Source organism: Brucella grignonensis, from assembly GCF_002252505.1.
Taxonomy (GTDB): Bacteria; Pseudomonadota; Alphaproteobacteria; order Rhizobiales; family Rhizobiaceae; genus Brucella; species Brucella grignonensis.
Genome location: NZ_NNRL01000168.1, coordinates 16,884 through 34,976, shown reverse-complemented (window position 1 = coordinate 34,976; position 18,093 = coordinate 16,884). Strand labels below are relative to the sequence as shown.

Below are 18,093 nucleotides of genomic sequence, written 5' to 3'. Positions count from 1 at the left end.
TCAGGGAAATTTATGCCAGCGCACAGAATTGCAGAGCCTGATTTTAAGGAGCGCGTTGAAGAGAGTTTTGGCCGCCAGGCGGCCATGAAGTTGATCGGCGCGGAACTCACGCGCTGTGAGCCAGGTATCGTCGAAGTCGAAATGCCGTTTCGCGAAGAGCTGACACAGCAGCACGGTATTCTCCATGCGGGTATCATTTCTGCGGCATTGGACTCTGCCTGCGGTTATGCAGCCCTCAGTCTTATGCCGACTGATGCTGCGGTGCTTACAATCGAGTTCAAAGTCAATCTGTTGGCCCCCGGTAAAGGTGATCGTTTTCTGTTTCGTGGCGAGGTTACCAAGCCCGGCCGGACGATTATGGTCAGCGATGGGCAGGCTTTTGCTGTGACAGACACGGAAGTGCGTCTCATTGCGACTATGACCGGTACGATGATGGTTGTTCAGGATCGTAAGGGCCTGCAGGGATGATCAAAACCATTGCAGGTAAACGTCTTCTTTATGTCATGGCGACAGAATCGGAATATGGTCCATATCTGAGCTCGCTTATCTCGCCATTGATGATCGGTGTCGGTCCGGTCGAAGCTGCAATCAATCTGACGCGTGTTCTCACCATATTCGGGCAGCAGGGCGAATTGCCCGATCTGATCGTCTCGCTTGGCTCGGCCGGATCAGCGACACTCCTCCAGACTGAAATCTATCAGGTCTCATCGGTTGCTTACCGCGATATGGACGCATCACCCTTAGGCTTTGAAAAAGGCTGCACACCGTTTCTGGACTTGCCGAAAACCCTTGATTTGCCCAGTCTGGTGCCGGGTCTTCGCAGTGCGTCGCTTTCAACCGGTGCGAATATCGTTTCCGGCAAGGCCTATGATACGATTGATACCGATATGGTGGATATGGAGACCTTTGCCTGCCTGCGTGCATGTCAGGCATACGGTATCCCTCTGATTGGCCTGCGTGGCATTTCCGATGGCGTACGAGAATTGCAGCATGTGGGCGACTGGACCGAATATCTCCATGTTATCGATGAGAAGCTCGCAAGCGCGGTTGAAGAGTTGGAAGCGGCGATTTTGGACGGTGCCCTGATACTTCATGGCACTTCCTGACAAGGATATGTCAGTATAGGCCAAGTTTCTCTGTTGGATTGTTGAAACGTGGCACTTCTTCCATTGCATTTTGGCCGCTTTTTATCTAGATGCTCCGCATGAGCACCACGGCACATCCTGACACTATCCTTATCGTCGACTTTGGCAGCCAAGTCACGCAGCTGATTGCACGCCGCGTACGTGAAGCCGGAGTCTATTCCGAAATCGTTCCGTTCCAGTCGGCGGAAGATGCCTATAAGCGCATCAATCCGAAGGCTGTGATCCTGTCGGGTAGTCCACACTCGACAACGGACATCGGCAGTCCGCGCGCGCCGCAGGCAATTTTCGAGGCGGGCATTCCCGTTCTTGGCATTTGCTATGGCGAGCAGACCATGTGCGCCCAGCTGGGTGGCAAGGTCGAAAGCGGCCACGACCGTGAATTCGGCCGCGCGTTCCTCGAAGTTCAGGAAGACAGCGCACTGTTCGCTGGCATTTGGGCTAAGGGCACACGTCATCAGGTCTGGATGAGCCACGGCGACCGAGTAACAGCGCTTCCTGAAGGCTTCAAGGTGATTGGCACGTCGCCAAATGCCCCTTTTGCAGCGATTTCGGATGAGAAACGTAAGTATTTCGCGGTTCAGTTCCACCCGGAAGTGGTGCACACGCCAGATGGTGCAAAGCTGCTTCAGAATTTCGTTCACAACATCGTCGGCATCAAGCCTGACTGGACTATGTCTGCCTATCGCGAACAGGCTGTCGAAGCTATTCGCAAGCAGGTCGGCAAGGGCAAGGTCATCTGCGCTCTCTCTGGCGGTGTTGACTCGTCAGTTGCCGCTCTCCTGATCCACGAAGCGGTTGGTGATCAGCTGACCTGTATCCTTGTTGATCACGGCTTGATGCGCAAGAACGAGGCTGCCGATGTGGTGGCCATGTTCAAGGAACATTATAATCTGCCGCTGATCCTCGTGAACGCGCAGGATCGCTTCATCGGCGCTCTTGAAGGCGAAAGTGATCCGGAAAAGAAGCGCAAGACCATTGGTCGTCTCTTCATCGAAGTTTTCGAAGAAGAAGCCAACAAGCTAGGCGGTGCGGACTTTCTTGCACAGGGTACGTTGTATCCGGATGTTATCGAAAGTGTCTCGTTTACGGGCGGTCCTTCGGTCACGATCAAATCGCACCATAATGTTGGCGGTTTGCCAGAGCGCATGAACATGCAGCTGGTCGAACCTCTGCGCGAACTCTTCAAGGATGAAGTACGCGTTCTGGGCAAGGAACTGGGCCTTCCTGATAGCTTTATCGGACGTCATCCATTCCCTGGTCCGGGTCTCGCGATCCGTTGCCCGGGTGGCATCACGCGCGAAAAGCTTGAAATCCTGCGCGAAGCAGATGCGATTTATCTTGATGAAATCCGTAAGGCTGGCCTTTACGACGCTATCTGGCAGGCTTTCGCCGTTCTGCTTCCGGTTCAGACCGTTGGCGTTATGGGCGATGGCCGTACCTACGAGTTCGTCTGCGCACTGCGTGCAGTGACTTCGGTCGATGGTATGACAGCTGACTTCTACCACTACGACATGAACTTCCTTGGCAATGCGGCTACCCGCATCATCAATGAAGTGCGCGGCATCAATCGCGTAGTCTATGACGTGACTTCGAAGCCTCCGGGTACGATCGAGTGGGAATAATTCGGGCCTACCCAAACGCCGCCGATTGCCCGACAAAGCGATGCCCGTCCGGCAGAATGGCCATTAAAGGTTTGGTCCAGATCGGCCGGGTGTAGCAGTTCGGGCTTCCCGGCGATAAAGGCTGGGTCAAGAGGATCGGAATGCAATTGTGTCAGCGCATCGCGGGCCATGCTTTCCGAAATCTCGATCTTGATGTGGGGGTGCTCTTCCCGATATCGCGCGATAAGATCAGTCAGGAAACCGGGCGGGATCGACGCATGGAAGTCGCGACGCAAGTGGCCGCGCTCGCCCGAGGCGGCCAAACCGGCACTCCTCATGGATGGTAGGTCATCGGAGCTGAATGCCACCGCCGTCCCATCGTTATTTATCCCACTTGGACGAAATGCTCCCGGCGCAGGACGACGAAGCTCAAAATTGAGAGCGACCATGCACATATCAAGGCGTAGAGCATGACGCAGCCGAATCCGTCCGTAAGTGCCCGCTCCGCGACCGGCTTTGCGATTCCCGCTCCATCGATGCGTACGGCGTGGGGATCGGAGGACTCGGCAATGGCGAAATGCGCGAGAAGAAGAGTGACCGCCGCCAGTGGCACATGGGCTGGGAACACCCACTCCCAGCCGATGAAAGTGACGGTAACCCCACCAATTAGTGGACCGAACCCAAGTCGAGCGCCGAAGGCGATCCCCCATGCGCTAAACGCCATTCCGCGATCAGGCGAGTCACGGAATTGATAAGAGAGCACCGCCATCTGGCAGGCGAGCAACGCCGCGCCTCCCACACCCTGTACGACCCGAGCGACAATCAGGACCGGGGCATTCGTCGCCAGCCCGCAGGCGAGTGATGAGATACCGAAGACCACGACGCCCGCCATGAAGACGCGCTTGCGCCCAAAGCGATCTGCCAGAGCGCCCGAAGCCATATCTATCTCGACGATGTTTTCGCTGCGCAACTGGCCGATCTACTTGCGCGCCTGTCGCACAAAGCGACCGGCCCTTGATCAAACCATTGTCACATTGAAGACCGGGACGCCTGCAAAGTCATCTAAACCTCACGATGGCTTGTCGAGGGTTTTTCGGTATTCCGCGACCGGAAGACCGCCAATGCCCCAATCTTCAGGATTTACCTCGTCGATGACGACAAAGGTGGTTGCAGGGTTCTTATCCAGAACGTCCACCAACAGGTTGGTCACGCCCTTGATGAGTTCTGCCTTTTGTTCTGGCGTTGCACCTTCGCGCGTGATCTTGATGTTTACATACGGCATGTCTGTCGCTCCTTATGATTGACGTTCGATGATCTGAAAGACCTTGGCGATGATCCGCCACCGGCCATCGGTGCGCACCAAGGTCAGGAAATCGACGAAATCGCGCTGGCCTATCGAACATCGCACACGGGCGACGGCTGTATTGTCGCCAGCAAGGTCTATGGCGTCGATATGATCGTGCCGATCTTCGTTGCGAGAGGCTGGCGACTGCCGAGCAGCGATGACCGGCACATACTCTCCCATGGTGCGATAAAGCAGCGGTGTTTCATCCGCGGTGGCGTAGATCGCCTTGGGGTGGAAGACACCCTGAAGTTTGTCCACATCGCAGAAATAGAGTGCGTCGAAATAGTCCTGGAGAGCGTTGCAGATGTCGTTCATGGCGGAGGTCATGCTGCGCCCTCATCGGTAAAAAGTCCTTCCTGACGCATGGCATCGCGAACGGACGGTCGGGCTGAGATGCGCGCCATATAGGCCGTGACATGTGGCCAGCGGGCGAGGTCAAGGTCGATAAACCCGGCCCAATTCAGGACGACGAATAGGTAGGCATCCGCCACGGTGAAACCGTTGCCGAGGATGAAGTCCCTGCCATCGGCAAGGCCGTGCGCCACGTCTCCCACACGTCGGGCCAGACGTTCCTCGACCTGCTCCTTTTCAGTCGTTTCGAGTGGATGGCCGCGAAAATAGGGGCTGAATGCCTTGTGAAGCTCGGACGAGGTGAAATTGAGCCATTCCTGTAGGCGAGCACGTTCCAGAGTGCCACTGGCAGGCGCGAGTCCCGCTTCGGGGTGGGTATCGGCGAGGAACTGAAGGATTGCCGGGTTCTCGGTAAGGACTGTGCCGTCATCCATTTCGAGAGCTGGCACATAGCCCTTGGGATTGATTACACGATAGTCTGTGCCGGTTTCGGTCAGACCGGTTTCGGTATCGACCCGCTCGGTATCAAAGGCCAGCCCGATCTCGGTGAGAACGATCCGCGACGACAACGAACAAGCGCCAGGTTTAAAATAGAGCCGCATGGAAACCTCCTTGTTAGTGGGAACAACCGGACACTATTGATCCGGGTTACTCTTGCCAACCAAGTTTCTATTGGTTACTTCATATTCGAGTTTCCACGGAGTAACCCGGTCGAGAGCATGAGCCTGAAAGTCCGCAAGAACCGAAGTACGCCGCCGCCGGAAACATGTGCTCTGTCTGAGTGTATGGCGATCATCGCCGGAGCATGGGCACCGAATGTGATCTGGCACCTGCGCGCTGGTCGAAGGCGCTTCAGTGAACTGCGTCTTGATATACCGCCGATTTCGGCCAAGGTGCTTTCGCAGCGACTTCGAGAGCTCGAGAGCCGCGGCGTCGTCATACGCACCATCCAGCCGACAAAGCCGCCTTCGGTGGAATATGCTCTGACGCCGCTCGGTCAGGAGTTGGTGCCGGCGTTGGATGCGATTGTAGAAGTCGGCCACAAGCTCAAGGGAACCGTGTCGAAGGAAATATGAGCCGCGATGCGTCCGCCGTGCCTGCTGCGAAACTGGCCGATCCGATCGCCGCGCTTGCGCGTTAACCGGGCAAGCCGCGCGCTGGTAGAAGACCTGGTAACTGGATTACTATTCTCGCTGCCGTCCCATCTACTACGACACCGACAACAGCAATCTGATCCCAAAGGTTAGGCTTCCGCGCAATGCAGGCGCCGCGCAAGGAAGCTGATCGGTATCAAAGCATGGATACCGACGCGAGGGGAATGCGCGACCCTAACGCAGTCGGCACTCCCTGTTGACGGTCAACTATTGGTGTCTAACGTCGCCGCATCCCGATCACTCCGTTGAGGCCATTTCGGCAACACCGGTAGACACCGGGCGCAGAGCTACGATTGCGATTGCTATGAGCACCAATGCCACGCCAGCAATCCACGCCGCTCCAGCCGGATAGACGCTGGACGCCAATGCGGTAGCCCCTGCAACGCCTAGATTCATACTGCTTCCGGCCAGCGCCATTAGCGCCCCCCTGCGGGACCGCGAGAGTTGCGCGATATGGGTTTGCAGGCCCGGAGCACCTATGCCGCCAAGCACCGCCCAAATCGCAAGTGCAAGCAGAACCACAACCGGCGCGAAGCTGTCAAAGACATAAGTGACGGCAATTGCAGCCAGCACGAAGACCAGCGTGATCCGCATCAGGGCGCGGCCATTGCCGACGCGGACCAATGCCAGCGGCATGGTGAAGTTGCCGACCAGTGTGAGGATGCCGAAAGCAGCATAAACCATGCCGACCGTCGCCGTGTCCCATTCGTAGAGAGAACGCAGTCGCTCGCCGACAAGCGTGAAGCAACCGACCGCGCCGCCGAGGCCGGCAGCCATGGCGATCAGACTTCCCCATGCGCCTTGCACGAAAAGCGGTTCCGTGACCTTGCCAGCATTGGCGTTCGCTCGATGTTCGGGCGCCAGTGTCGTGCGTAGTGACGGCAGACCGACCAGAACTACGATCAGCGCCAGACCACCAAGCGCCGTGAACGCGAAGCGCCATGACCAGAACTCGGCCGACAAAGCGCCGATGCCGGGGCTAAGGATGATGCCGAGCGTAAGGCCGGATGTGACGAAGGCGATGGCTTTGGGCGCGACTTTCTCGCCAAGATCGCCTGCCATTGCCATGGCGATGCCCAGCATCCCGCCGCTGGCCACTCCGGTCAGGATGCGGGTGGCAATGCCCGTCTCGAATGTGGGGACGAAAGAGGTGGCAATCGATGCAAGGCCGAATACGAGCGTCGAGGGGACAAGGACGACGAGCCGTCCATATCGGTCGGACACGCTGCCAAGGATCGGGGCCATGAGCGCCAGCGGTAGGCTGTAGGCTGTAATGAACAGCGCAATGCGCTCAGGCGGAACCGAAAGGTCAGCGCCTATTGGCGTGAGGATCGGTCCCAACAGGAATTCGTCCGCCCCCACGAGGAAGGCGATCAGGAAGAGAAATATCAGGCGCAGCATGGTGTGGGTCGTTCCTTTCGTGATGGATCGAAAGGGACTCCCGGAACATGGCAAGGCGGCCGAGAACCGCTTCCCGCCGTGCGTCAAGATCGGCTCGGAGCCGGTCGATATGCTCCAGCTTCTCCAGCAATTGCGGAATACCGCCCTCGCACGGGCCTGCGCCCTCGTCGGAGAGGCAGGCCGCCATGGCGCGGATCTCGCGTGTGGAGAAGCCTGTTGCGATGAGATCGCGGATGCGTCCCGCCCGGCGCAGGTCGGCTTGGCTGTAGCTGCGATAGCCATTCTCCGAGCGCCGGGCATCCATGAGGCCCGCTTTCTCATAATGGCGCAGCATGCGTTCCGTAATCCCGAGCCTTTCAGCCGCTTCCTTGATCTGCATCTCGACCCCTTTCCACACGGTCCTACCACCTTAACATTAGTGTCAATGTCAAGGCCAGATTTCAAGGGATAGAGGGCATCATGGACGTTTTGATATTCGGTGACTGCGAGCCCCTGGATCAGTGAAGCGAGGGGATGCGTGATCCGAGCGCAGTCGGTATCCCATCTCTGATGGTCGGGCGTGCAAATGCGCAGGCGATCACATTCCCCCGCTGCCATGCCTGCGGTCTGCCCACATGGTCGAATTGATCGAGGCCAACAGTGACCCGCTCAACGAAGTGGCGTCCGACCTCAGTGGTCCTAGCGAGATCGACATTCCCTATCGACGATCAATTATAGGTGCTGATTGTCGTCGCATGGTTATTCCGGCAGCTTTCTCGGCAGCCAAAGCCACGCGATGATGCCGACGATCAGAGTAAGAAATCCGCCGACACCGACCGCGATGTGCAGGCCGACGAGGAAAGCTTCCTTGGCCTGCACGGTTGTTTCTGGGGCGATGCCCGCGTGATCAAGTGTTTCGTTCAGGGTTCCGGCCACGCCGGGCCCGAACAGGCGGAAAGTCAAAGCGGCCAACGATCCAAGAAAGGTGATGCCCAATGCATTTCCCAACTCGTTACTGGTTTCCGCAATTGATCCGGCAGCGCCAGCTCGTTCGGCTGGGACCGCCGACACTGCAACCTCGGCGACAAGGCTGAACGACAGGCCGTAGCCGATACCGGCGATCATCGTCGAAGCAATGAAGGCCGAGACTCCGGCTTCCGTGGTTGTGAACAGTAGCAGGAAGACGCCTGCACTTATCAGCAGATGTGTCGCCACGAGAGCGGTTTTGCGCCCTATCCACTCCACAATCCGCGCCGTCCCTACGCAGGTCGCAGTCAGCACAATGGCTCCCGGCAGTGTAAGCAGCGCGGTCGTGAACACATCTAAACCAAGCACAGTTTGCAGATAGATGCCGGACAGGTAGCTGGCAGCGGACCAGACCACGAGTGACAGGAGGCCAGTCAGAATTGCTATGGAGAAGATGTAATCCCGGAACAGCCCAAGATCAAGCAGCGGATAGTCGATGCGGGTCTGCCGACGCAGGAACAGGGCGAGGGCGGCAATACCGATAATCCCGCCTGCGGACTGCATTGCCGTGAAACCTTCGGCGGCGGCGGTCTTGAGCGACCATGTAAACAGCAGGATACCGATGAACGATAGCAGCAGACTCGGCAGGTCGATCCGGCCGTAAGCCGTCGAACGGACTTCGCGCAGCAGGATTGGCGCGACAATCAGGAAGGTGAGCACGACAGGGACGTTGATAAGGAAGGCGATACCCCACTCGAATTGTCGGAGCAACATGCCGCCGATTAGGGGACCGATGGCGAAGCCAGCGGCGAATGTCGCTGCGAAGATGCCGATGGCGCGTGCACGCATACGCGGGTCGGGAAACAGGCCGCTGACGATGGCAAGGCCGGACGGCAGCAATGTCGCGCCACCTAGTCCCATAAGCGCTCGCGCTGCAATCAGCATCAATGGGGATTGCGACCAAGCCGCTCCAAGTGAGCCCGCACCGAAGATCACCGCCCCGACCATAATGAGCTTGAGCCGCCCGTAGCGGTCGCCGATGTTGCCGAAGGCGATCAGCAACGACCCCACAACGAAACCATAGATGTCGAGAATCCAAAGCGCCTGATCGGCAGTTGGCGTTAGTGCGGAGGTGACGTGCGGCATGGCGAGGTAGAGGATCGAGCCGTCCATGGCGACAAGCAGAACGAGCGGCAGCACGGCCATGAGGCCGAGCCATGCCTTTCGATCTGCGGATGTTGGAAGCGTCATATCAGTCATCTGGCAAAAATCCTCTGTGAGCGGCGCGCAGGCGTGCCGCTTCAGCTACCGGAACGAGACCCCGGAAGTTGGTTGCGTTTGAAGGGTTGTTTCTATATACTTAAGGTAAGTTACTTTTGGTATATAGATATGTCAAGCATGCCCAATGACAGTCAGAGCGCCGTGAAGCGCGTTCGCTTGAACCGTGAGGATCGGCTTCGTAAGCTTCTTGATGTAGCGTGGCAGCTCGCGCGTGAGGAAGGCACCGACGCGCTGACATTGCCTCGCATGGCGGATGAGGCGGGTGTTACCAAGCCAGTGATCTATGACCATTTCGGTACACGCAACGGGTTGCTAACTGCGCTCTATCAGGATTTTGACGTACGCCAGACAGCGGTGATCGACGCCGCGCTTGAGGCCTGCGAACCGACCGTGGAAGGAACCGCGCGGGTCATCGCCTCGTCCTATGTCGAATGTGTGCTTGCCCAAGGCCGTGAAATTCCCAGTGTGCTGGCCGGACTTGCCGGCTCTCCTGAATTGGAAGCCGTCAAGCGCGACTATCAGCAGGCATTCATCGAAAAATGCAGGAAGTTTTTGGCCCCATTCACGGGGACAAAAGGTGTCTTGCAGTCCAGCTTTTGGGCAATGCTTGGCGCAGCCGATGCCCTATCCCATGCCGCAGCGACAGGCGAGATAACGGCCGAGCAGGCGCAGGCCGAACTTTACGAAATCATCATGGCGATGGTCAGCAGAAGCCATCGCTAGACCCGAGGCGGTCGAATAGCGGTGGCGTTGCACCCTCCGTCACGGACCTGAAACGCAACGGCCAAACCGTCCTTAGTTCTCGCGTACTGATGCTATGGATACATGCGCCCATATTTGGGTCATGGTAAAAAGCAGGTCTCGCCTCCTCCGAATCTTCCCCTTCTGCGACTGCTGTCGTCGTGGCGTGCACCTCTGCGGCCGACGCCAAGGGCCGCATCAATCTGCGTATTGAAACCGGTAGCCATCAGCTCATCGGTGATGCGGCGGCGGTCTTTGGCAAGATGCGGACAGAGTTTATGGTGGAAAGTGCATGGCGGCAGACGGTGGATGTGCTGCTCAACCAGCGTTTGTTCACATTAGACTCTGAACGCTACGACGCCTTCATGCAGGCGTTCGACAACCCACTTGCGCCGGGACCGAAGCTCAAGGCATCGCTGCGTCAGACTCTGGGATGGCAGAAATGGACGACACGCCGGATCATCCTGAATCGAGGCTGTCTGCCCCGATTCCTCTGACGGCGGAACATGATTTTTCGACATTCGATTGTAGCGAGTCTGCATTGAATGACTGGCTGCGGCACCGGGCTGTGAAGAACGAAAGCCGGATCTCGTGCACCTATGTCGTGTACGCGGGCAATTGTCGCGGCTTTGGTTAGGTTAGAGCGGACGACCTTGAGGATGGCCAACTAAGCTCCGTGACGGTATAATCCTATTTCATCGGCCATATTTACTGGATCGATGCCAGACTGCTGACAGTTCTGGTTTCCAGCGGTAGATAACGAAATATCCAGCTTTGCCGCCCGCCCGAAAAGTTCAATAATTTCAAGATCGAAATTTTCTGACGGTAAGCATGACGGCATCTCGATATGCGAAGAAATATTTTCACATTACTTTTCAACGCACTGGCTTAGTCGAAAATAATTGAGTGGAGACGCGCCAATGCTCGATCTAACTCACTAAAATAGAATAAACTTAACGTTCATGCCCATCGATATCTGTCGGTGGGCATGGTTCGCATCTGTGGTTATGGCTGACGGTCGTTGCAGATACTGATATCTTAAGTTTTTGACAGTACCGTCATGAGTAACAGGCTTGTGACAGTGTTTTTTAAATGAAAAGCTTGAACATGTTCGCTTCTTGCTGTGCCTGAACCTTGTCCACCGGATGATAGAGAGACGACGGAGAAAGGTCGGCAGCGCGCCTGCTATCAGCAATCGGTGCGCGCGTCCATATCAGTCGGCCTTTGGCTTCAGAAGGCTACGGCCGTCGCGGATCAGCGCTATTGCCAAGACCGCCAGAACAATGCTGCCGATAAAAGTCGTCTGGATCGAAAAGCTATCGAGCAGAATGCCTCCAATTACTGCCCCAAGCAGGATCGATATCTGGATCGCCGCGACCATCAGGCTACCGGCAGCTTCGGGTGTGTCATCAGCGTTCTGCGTCATCCATGTCATCCAGATGACCGAGAACATTGTGTTCATCGCACCCCAGATCGCCATGAAGAGCGCCACTGCGGCCACCGAGAAGCCAAATAGAATGAGGCCTAGTGTTGCACTCCCCATGACAAGTGCGGGTAGTTTGAGGAATGGCGCAACATTGCCTTTCAGGAAACGCCCAGCCGCCCAGGTGCCAATGAAACCGGCTGATCCGAGAAGCAGCAGCAGGGCCGAAAGGGTGGTGACGTCAACACCTGTCACCTTTTCCAGAAACGGACGTAGATAGGTGAACATCGTAAATGCCGAGCCCCACGACAGCATGCAAGCCGCTAGACCGAGTGAGAAATACCGGCGTTTCAGCAGGTCGAGCATCGACCGAAAATCTTGCTTCTGATGAGCTGGCAGCGATGGCAATGCGATCACATGCCAAAGGAGATTGATAGCAATAATGGGGGTTAGCGCCCAGAAGACCTCGCGCCAACCGAACATGCCACCGAGATAGCTGCCGATTGGGGCTGCGAATGCCGCAGCGATGGCTTGCCCGCTATACATTAGCGCAAGCGCGCGTGGTACGTCAGCAGCCGGAACCAGTCGCATAATGACGGCTGTTGCCAATGCCCAGAAACCACCGATGCAGATGCCCAGCAACGCACGACCGATCATTAGCACCGCAAAATTCGGTGCGGCGGCAACCAACATCAATGATATCAGCATCAACGCCGTCATCGCGATCAGGACCCATTTCCGGTTCAGCGTTCCGGCTGCTGTAGTAATGAGCAAGCTTGCCACTACCGCGAACAACCCGCTGATCGAAATCGCTTGCCCGGTTTGTCCTTCGGTCGCGTGCAGCCCTTCTGCCATCGGCGTCAGCAAGCTGACGGGCATGAACTCCGAGGCGATAAGCATCGCCACGCAGAGTGCCATCGAAAAGACGGCACCCCAGGCAGCAACGGGCCTGCTTTCAGTATCTTCCACAATGACTGCCATTGTTTACACGCTCCTAGTCAGAATATGAAATCTGTTGGGGTGTATAGCTCATCAAATGAAAGACGATTACCCGTCGTAATTTGATTGGATCAATCGATGGCATCGATTAATCTCACTGCAAAATACCTTGAGAGGATGTATGGAGAAGACGGATTTCAACCAATTGACCTGGTTCAGGATCGTTGCCGAAGAACGCAGCTTCACCAAAGCGGCGGCAAGGATTGGTGTTGCGCAGTCGACATTGAGCTATGCGATCAAGCAACTCGAAACCGGTATGGGTATTCGCCTTCTGACACGCACTACAAGAAACGTGACCACGACGCCCGCAGGCGAGCGACTGCTCAAAACGATCACCCCACGTATGGCGGAAATTGAGGATGAAATCGCAGCGCTGATATCGTTTCATGATAAACCGTCCGGTTCTGTCAGACTTACGCTCTCGGATCATGCGCTGGAAAGCGTTGTGTGGCCAAAGTTGAAGCCGATACTTCAAAAGTATCCTGATATCAGTGTCGAACTGATTCTTGACAATACGTTTCGCAACATCGTCGAGGAACACTTCGATGCAGGTGTGCGACTTGGTGAGAGCGTTGAGAAGGACATGATTGCCGTCCGCATCGGGCCGGACTGGCGTTTGGTGGCCGTTGCCTCGCCAGATTATCTGGCTGAACATGGCGTTCCCTCCCACCCGCAGGAACTTGTTGGCCACCGCTGCATCAATATGCGTCATGAAACGGCCGGTGGGCTATATGCCTGGGAGTTCGAAAAAGAGGGTAAGGAGCTACGAGTCCGTGTGGGAGGTCAACTCACCTTCAATAATTCCTATGCGATGATCGATGCTGCGGTGAATGGCTTTGGCATTGCGTATGTACCGGAGAATATCGCGGGACAGTCAATCGCTTCTGGCAAGCTTATCCAGATTCTGGAGGATTGGTCCCCTCTATTCGATGGGTATTTCCTCTATTATCCCAGCCGTCGTCAGAATCTTCCTGCATTCAAAATCGTTGTCGATGCGCTTCGGCATCGCGGTTAGGCCGAATATGCGTGAGGAAAGCGCAGTGTTAACCGTAAGTCATTTTTGAATGCGTGGCGCTCATCGCGTCGATTGCTGGACACCAGTAAATTGATGAATTTAATAGGCGACTCTTTTATTTTTGATGCATCAAATATGTAATTCGGGGCAAAGCCGCAAAATTCAATTCATTGGCATTCCACGTTTTCATTTATGAACAAGTATAGTCGCCTTCACAGCTGCCGCAGCGCGGTTCTCGACCCCAAGTTTAATGTAAATCTGTTCTAGATGCTTATTCACGGTACGAGCACTCAGGTCGAGAATAGTGCCGATGTCACGATTGGTTTTTCCCCGTGCGACCCAAAGCAATACATCACTTTCGCGGGGCGTCAGGCCGAAATGAACGCGAAGCATATCCTGTTCCCCGGCCTGATCAATAGCAGTCAGGCGAAACAGGAACTCGTTCGCACCGGTGGAACCGAGATAAGCAAGGTGCAATGAAATCTGGTCATTTGCCGAGATAACGTCTGGTGTGTCTCTGGAAGCTTCTTGTTTGTCTCGTGTCTGCAGCCATTCGGCGCATTTTTCCTGCAATAGCGATTGCCCCTTGCCGGAGGCGCTGACACTATCCATCAGACGGACCGCTTGAGGCGTCGACCAGAGAATAGATCCATCGCGATCCACTGCGAACAGATGTCTGCCGCTTGCATCAAGTGCGACGCGTGCACTTTGCACGGAACGGGCGTTGTTCAGATGCACCTTTATACGCGCCCGTAATTCATCGATATTGATGGGCTTACTCAGATAGTCGACCCCGCCTGCTTCGAGTGCATGAACGATATGCTCGGTTTCGGTCAATCCGGTCATGAACACAACTGGCACCTGCGAGATTGCCGGATTCGCTTTGAGCTGGCGGCAGGTTTCAAAGCCGTCCATTCCCGGCATAACAGCGTCCATCAGGATCATGTCCGGCGTGATACGCTCCGCAATGCCGAGTGCCGCGCTGCCCGATGTAGCGATTAGCACGGAGTAACTCGCCTGTTCGAGCGCTTCAGTTAGAAAGCCGAGCGTCTGTGGGGAATCATCAACAATAAGAACTGTGTCGCGAGGGAGAACACTCATAACCGGTGATCCATTTTCTGTTCCAGATCGCGTAAGAACATATCATAGCCCGACATGTTGAATGCACGAATATATTCGCGCGCATTTTCAACGAAGGGAACGAGGTTTTCGTCCTGTGCGAGAAGAGTGAGTTTTGCCTCGATCCCTCGAACATAGCCGATTTCACCCAAGCGGATCAGGTCCTGAAGGTCAGCGATTGCGGGGCCGGTGATGGTTGCCGGTAGCGGCCGAGGTTTGCGCTGGGCGTCCTCTTCGTAAATCCAGTTGAGGCCCAGATGCACGGCAAGCTTGGCGTGAATCTGCCGAATGTCGAATGGCTTGGTCAGCGCGTCACTATGTGCGTTGTCCGGCAAGCTACCAGGCCGTGTGCCGTCGCCAATATTGGCTGAAAGCATAATGATAGGCGAGGTTTCGCCCTTTTCGCGCAGGCGGGCCACCAGTTCCCAACCGTCCATCTCCGGCATGCGGATATCGATGAAATAGAGATCCGGGCTGATACCGTCGATCAGGGTCAGACATTCCGGCCCGCTTTTTGCCGTCAACACGATGAAATCGAGCGGTGTCAGGATTTCGCGCATCAGCGTGCGATGGTCGTCATTGTCGTCGACGATGATCAGGGTACGTCGCGGGCCGCTATAGTTCTCAATCTTTCGCGTTGGAGCAGCCAGATTGATCGGGCGGTCGATGGCACTCAGCATCAGGCGGACCTGAAAAGTCGAACCTTTGCCGTAGGTGCTCGTGACGGAAAGTTCACCACCCAGCGTGTTGGTCAGAAGCTTGGTAATCGTCAGGCCGAGGCCGAGGCCCGGCAGATGGCGGGTATGTTCGGTCTCGCCGCGCTGGAAGGGTTCGAAGACACGCTCAAGATCCTTGTCTGCAATGCCACGTCCGGTGTCCGCGATTTTGAAAGTGGCAACTTGATTGCGATAGTCGACCTCCAGAGCGACTTCGCCCTTCTCGGTGAATTTGATCGCGTTGGTCAGAAGGTTGACCAGTATCTGACGCAGACGCTTCTCGTCAGTGCGCACATATTGCGGCAGTGTCTTGGCCTTGTAATAACGAAATGTAATACCCTTGGCTTCTGCCTGCGGCTTTAGCATATCGATGATCTGGTCGAGAAAATCGTGCAGAATGATCTCGTTGGAATAGACCTGCAAATGGCCGGTTTCGATCTTGGATATATCGAGAAGTCCGTCGATCAGTCCTGAAAGATGATCGGCGCTGCGCCGGATTAGCTTGATCGACGGCTGGCGGGCCACCGGAATGGTTTCGTCGCGCTCCAATATCTGCGCGTAACCAAGAACTGCATTGAGCGGCGTGCGAAGTTCATGGCTGAGGCCGACGACATAACGGCTCTTGGCGCGGTTTGCGGCTTCAGCATTGTCCTTGGCCTGTTGCAACGCTGCGTCTGTCTTTTTGTGTGCTGATATTTCTCTTAGCAAAAGTGCGGTTTGTCGTGAGGATTCCTCTTCCGCAACATTTCGGCTGTCATGCGCCAGCACGTAGAACCAGCAGACGATCACGGCGATCAACGCCAGAACGAAGAACACGATCAGGATCGTGCGGTTGACCACCTCTGCGGTTTCAGGTGATGCCGCCCCCGCATGATAAGCCACGAGAGCGAGGATAAAACCCAGAAAGGTAACGGAAGCGACAACCGTGACGGCGTAGCGCCCCAGCCGTGTCGAGAGTTTTTCAATGACGGCGGCGGGCAGCAGCGCATGTGCTACTTCGGCGCTCTGCGCTCGTAAATGCGCCTTCGGTTTGCAAAGGTCATGACAACGGCTGTCGAGCGAACAGCAGAGCGAACAGATTGGTGCGGCATAGGCTGGACACCAGGCCATGTCCTCAGGTTCAAAGTCATGTTCGCAGACCGAACAGGTGATGACGAGCTGATTCTGCCAGGCCCGACGCGGCTTGCGGGCGAGGTAATATCTGCCTCCGGTTTTCCATGCGATCAGCGGAGAGACGATAAAGGCTACGAGCAGCGCGATATAGGGCGCGAGCGCCGAGACGACAGTACCGAACGCACCAAAATGGGCGGCTATCGCGACAAGGGAGGCAATGGCCATTGTAGCCGTGCCGACCGGATTGATGTCATAAAGATGGGCGCGCTTGAACTCGATACCGGGTGGCGACAGGCCAAGACGTTTGTTGATAAACAGATCTGCGGAGATCGTGCTTAGCCAGGCCATGGCAACGATGGAGAAAATACCGAGTGTCTGTTCCAGCACTTTATAGATGCCAAGCTGCATCAAAAGGAGGCCGATGCAGACATTGAATACGAGCCACACAACGCGACCGGGATGGCTGTGCGTCAGCCGCGAAAAGAAGTTCGACCAGGCCAGCGACCCGGCATAGGCGTTCATGACATTGATCTTCAACTGCGAGACCACGACGAAGGCGACCGTCAGCAGCAATGCTGCCGTATGAGACGGGATCATATAACCGAAAGCCGTCAGATACATATGCGCAGGATCTGCGGCGACGTTGGCCGGAACACCTGTGCTGAGCGTCAGCACCACCAGAAATGATCCGGCCAGCAATTTGGGTGCGCCGAGCACCACCCATCCGGGACCAGCGAGAAACACCCCAATTTTATGCCGCCATTTACGTTGACCTCCGGGTGGCAGGAAACGCAGGAAATCGACCTGTTCGCCGATTTGTGCCATCAATGCCAGAATGACTGCCGATGCGGCCCCGAACTGCACCAGCACGAAAGGTGCGCTGTCGCCGCCTGTAAAACCCGCCTGAATGCCGGAAAAGGTTAGCCAGAGATTGAATTTATCCCAGTCGACCAGTGCGATGAAAATGAATGGGAGGATGTTGAGGGCGATCCAGAATGGCTGGGTGATGATCTGAAACCGGCTGATCATGCGCACGCCATAGGTGACGAGCGGTATGACCACGACGGCACTGATGATATAGCCGAGCCACATCGGAATACCGAAGGCCAGTTCCAGCGCGCCAGACATGATGGAGGCTTCGATGGCAAAGAGCAGGAAGGTAAAAGTCGCATAGATGAGCGAGGTGACGGTCGATCCGATGTAGCCGAAGCTGGCACCGCGCGTCAAAAGGTCGATATCGACACCATGACGTATGGCATAGCGGCTGATCGGCAGGCCGACCCCCAGCATGATAAGGCTTGCGGCGATGATGGCGGCAATGGCGTTGCTGGTGCCGTATGACAGCGTGATCGCACCGCCGATTGCTTCGAGCGCGAGGAAGGAGATCGCACCTATGGCGGTATGGGCAATGCGATTGGACGAGAAGCGGCGTGCGCTTTTCGCGGTAAAGCGTAGCGCATAATCCTCCAGCGTTTCATCCGCGACCCAACGATTATATTCCCTTCTGACCGGGATGATACGTTGCCGCGCTGCCCCATGCTGTCCCATACCGCTCCATTTCCCCTCCGGCTCCTTATTGTGCCGTTTCAAAGAGAGATAGCAGGTAAACTCAATAATGCATATTTCACCCCGGTAACTACGTCATTTAACGTATAAGGAAACGGCGACCTCTCCCCAATAGTTGGTGATAACCCGGAGAACCGGGAGAACCAAACAGAGAGGGACACACAATGAAATTCCGGTC

At 56.0% G+C, this 18,093-nt stretch carries 18 protein-coding genes; 7 read left to right on the top strand and 11 right to left on the bottom strand.

The genetic code is table 11. The annotated features are described in order from the left end of the window. Positions 1-12: 12 nt before the first annotated feature. From CEV33_RS21680 to guaA, 3 genes are all read left to right on the top strand, one after another. On the top strand, positions 13-468 hold the full coding sequence (locus tag CEV33_RS21680; protein ID WP_024897768.1) for a PaaI family thioesterase: 456 nt from the start codon (positions 13-15) through the stop codon (positions 466-468). Then, complete coding sequence (locus tag CEV33_RS21675) at positions 465-1,106, top strand: 5'-methylthioadenosine/S-adenosylhomocysteine nucleosidase (protein WP_094542443.1); 642 nt, start codon at positions 465-467, stop codon at positions 1,104-1,106. The genes CEV33_RS21680 and CEV33_RS21675 overlap by 4 nt, the downstream gene beginning before the upstream one ends. Positions 1,107-1,204: 98 nt before the next feature. After that, complete coding sequence (gene guaA, locus CEV33_RS21670; RefSeq protein ID WP_094542595.1) at positions 1,205-2,767, top strand: glutamine-hydrolyzing GMP synthase; 1,563 nt, start codon at positions 1,205-1,207, stop codon at positions 2,765-2,767. On the opposite strand, the gene CEV33_RS21665 is transcribed toward guaA, so the two are convergent. The 5 genes from CEV33_RS21665 to gstA all read right to left on the bottom strand — a co-directional run bounded on the left by CEV33_RS21665 (position 2,722) and on the right by gstA (position 5,044). Then, entirely contained in the window at positions 2,722-3,084 is a 363-nt protein-coding gene (locus CEV33_RS21665) for a LysR substrate-binding domain-containing protein (protein WP_167388212.1), read from the bottom strand. The genes guaA and CEV33_RS21665 overlap by 46 nt on opposite strands. 47 nt (positions 3,085-3,131) lie before the next feature. Then, positions 3,132-3,716 (bottom strand): MFS transporter, encoded by a 585-nt coding sequence (locus CEV33_RS21660; protein WP_235818495.1) that lies wholly within the window; start codon positions 3,714-3,716, stop codon positions 3,132-3,134. Between the two features lie 99 nt (positions 3,717-3,815). Next, positions 3,816-4,028, bottom strand: a complete 213-nt coding sequence (locus CEV33_RS21655) for a tautomerase family protein (protein ID WP_094542441.1) — start codon at positions 4,026-4,028, stop codon at positions 3,816-3,818. A 12-nt stretch (positions 4,029-4,040) separates the two neighbouring features. Then, the gene (locus tag CEV33_RS21650) at positions 4,041-4,418 is read right to left on the bottom strand and encodes a nuclear transport factor 2 family protein (protein WP_094542440.1); all 378 of its coding nucleotides are present in this window, start codon (positions 4,416-4,418) and stop codon (positions 4,041-4,043) included. Further along, the gene (gstA, locus tag CEV33_RS21645) at positions 4,415-5,044 is read right to left on the bottom strand and encodes a glutathione transferase GstA (RefSeq protein WP_094542439.1); all 630 of its coding nucleotides are present in this window, start codon (positions 5,042-5,044) and stop codon (positions 4,415-4,417) included. The genes CEV33_RS21650 and gstA overlap by 4 nt, the downstream gene beginning before the upstream one ends. Positions 5,045-5,161: 117 nt before the next feature. On the opposite strand from gstA, the gene CEV33_RS21640 reads away from it, so the two are divergent. Further along, positions 5,162-5,518 carry a winged helix-turn-helix transcriptional regulator gene (locus CEV33_RS21640; protein WP_094542438.1) on the top strand — a complete coding sequence of 119 codons (357 nt, stop codon included), beginning with the start codon at positions 5,162-5,164 and terminating at the stop codon, positions 5,516-5,518. Positions 5,519-5,833: 315 nt separating this feature from the next. Here CEV33_RS21640 and CEV33_RS21635 read toward each other — a convergent pair whose 3' ends face one another. The 3 genes from CEV33_RS21635 to CEV33_RS21625 all read right to left on the bottom strand — a co-directional run bounded on the left by CEV33_RS21635 (position 5,834) and on the right by CEV33_RS21625 (position 9,202). Then, positions 5,834-6,997, bottom strand: a complete 1,164-nt coding sequence (locus CEV33_RS21635) for an MFS transporter (protein WP_094542437.1) — start codon at positions 6,995-6,997, stop codon at positions 5,834-5,836. Then, positions 6,906-7,394 (bottom strand): MerR family transcriptional regulator, encoded by a 489-nt coding sequence (locus CEV33_RS21630; protein ID WP_235818494.1) that lies wholly within the window; start codon positions 7,392-7,394, stop codon positions 6,906-6,908. Before CEV33_RS21630 ends, CEV33_RS21635 begins: the two co-directional genes overlap by 92 nt. Before the next feature lie 341 nt (positions 7,395-7,735). Then, positions 7,736-9,202, bottom strand: a complete 1,467-nt coding sequence (locus CEV33_RS21625; RefSeq protein ID WP_094542435.1) for an MFS transporter — start codon at positions 9,200-9,202, stop codon at positions 7,736-7,738. Positions 9,203-9,331: 129 nt separating this feature from the next. Between CEV33_RS21625 and CEV33_RS21620 the strand changes: the two genes are divergently transcribed. Both CEV33_RS21620 and CEV33_RS21615 read left to right on the top strand, forming a co-directional pair. Then, positions 9,332-9,946, top strand: coding sequence for a TetR/AcrR family transcriptional regulator (locus CEV33_RS21620; RefSeq protein ID WP_094542434.1), 615 nt, complete (start codon positions 9,332-9,334; stop codon positions 9,944-9,946). Between the two features lie 179 nt (positions 9,947-10,125). Further along, positions 10,126-10,461: a type II toxin-antitoxin system TacA family antitoxin gene (locus CEV33_RS21615; protein ID WP_094542433.1), complete on the top strand. Its 336-nt coding sequence runs from the start codon at positions 10,126-10,128 to the stop codon at positions 10,459-10,461. 716 nt (positions 10,462-11,177) lie between these two features. Here CEV33_RS21615 and CEV33_RS21605 read toward each other — a convergent pair. Beyond that, the gene (locus CEV33_RS21605; protein WP_094542432.1) at positions 11,178-12,368 is read right to left on the bottom strand and encodes an MFS transporter; all 1,191 of its coding nucleotides are present in this window, start codon (positions 12,366-12,368) and stop codon (positions 11,178-11,180) included. Between the two features lie 139 nt (positions 12,369-12,507). Between CEV33_RS21605 and CEV33_RS21600 the strand changes: the two genes are divergently transcribed. After that, positions 12,508-13,401, top strand: coding sequence for a LysR family transcriptional regulator (locus CEV33_RS21600; RefSeq protein ID WP_094542431.1), 894 nt, complete (start codon positions 12,508-12,510; stop codon positions 13,399-13,401). A 186-nt stretch (positions 13,402-13,587) separates the two neighbouring features. On the opposite strand, the gene CEV33_RS21595 is transcribed toward CEV33_RS21600, so the two are convergent. Both CEV33_RS21595 and CEV33_RS21590 read right to left on the bottom strand, forming a co-directional pair. Then, entirely contained in the window at positions 13,588-14,502 is a 915-nt protein-coding gene (locus tag CEV33_RS21595) for a response regulator transcription factor (protein WP_094542430.1), read from the bottom strand. Next, positions 14,499-17,897, bottom strand: coding sequence for a hybrid sensor histidine kinase/response regulator (locus tag CEV33_RS21590; protein WP_094542429.1), 3,399 nt, complete (start codon positions 17,895-17,897; stop codon positions 14,499-14,501). The genes CEV33_RS21595 and CEV33_RS21590 overlap by 4 nt, the downstream gene beginning before the upstream one ends. Between the last annotated feature and the right edge of the window lie 196 nt (positions 17,898-18,093).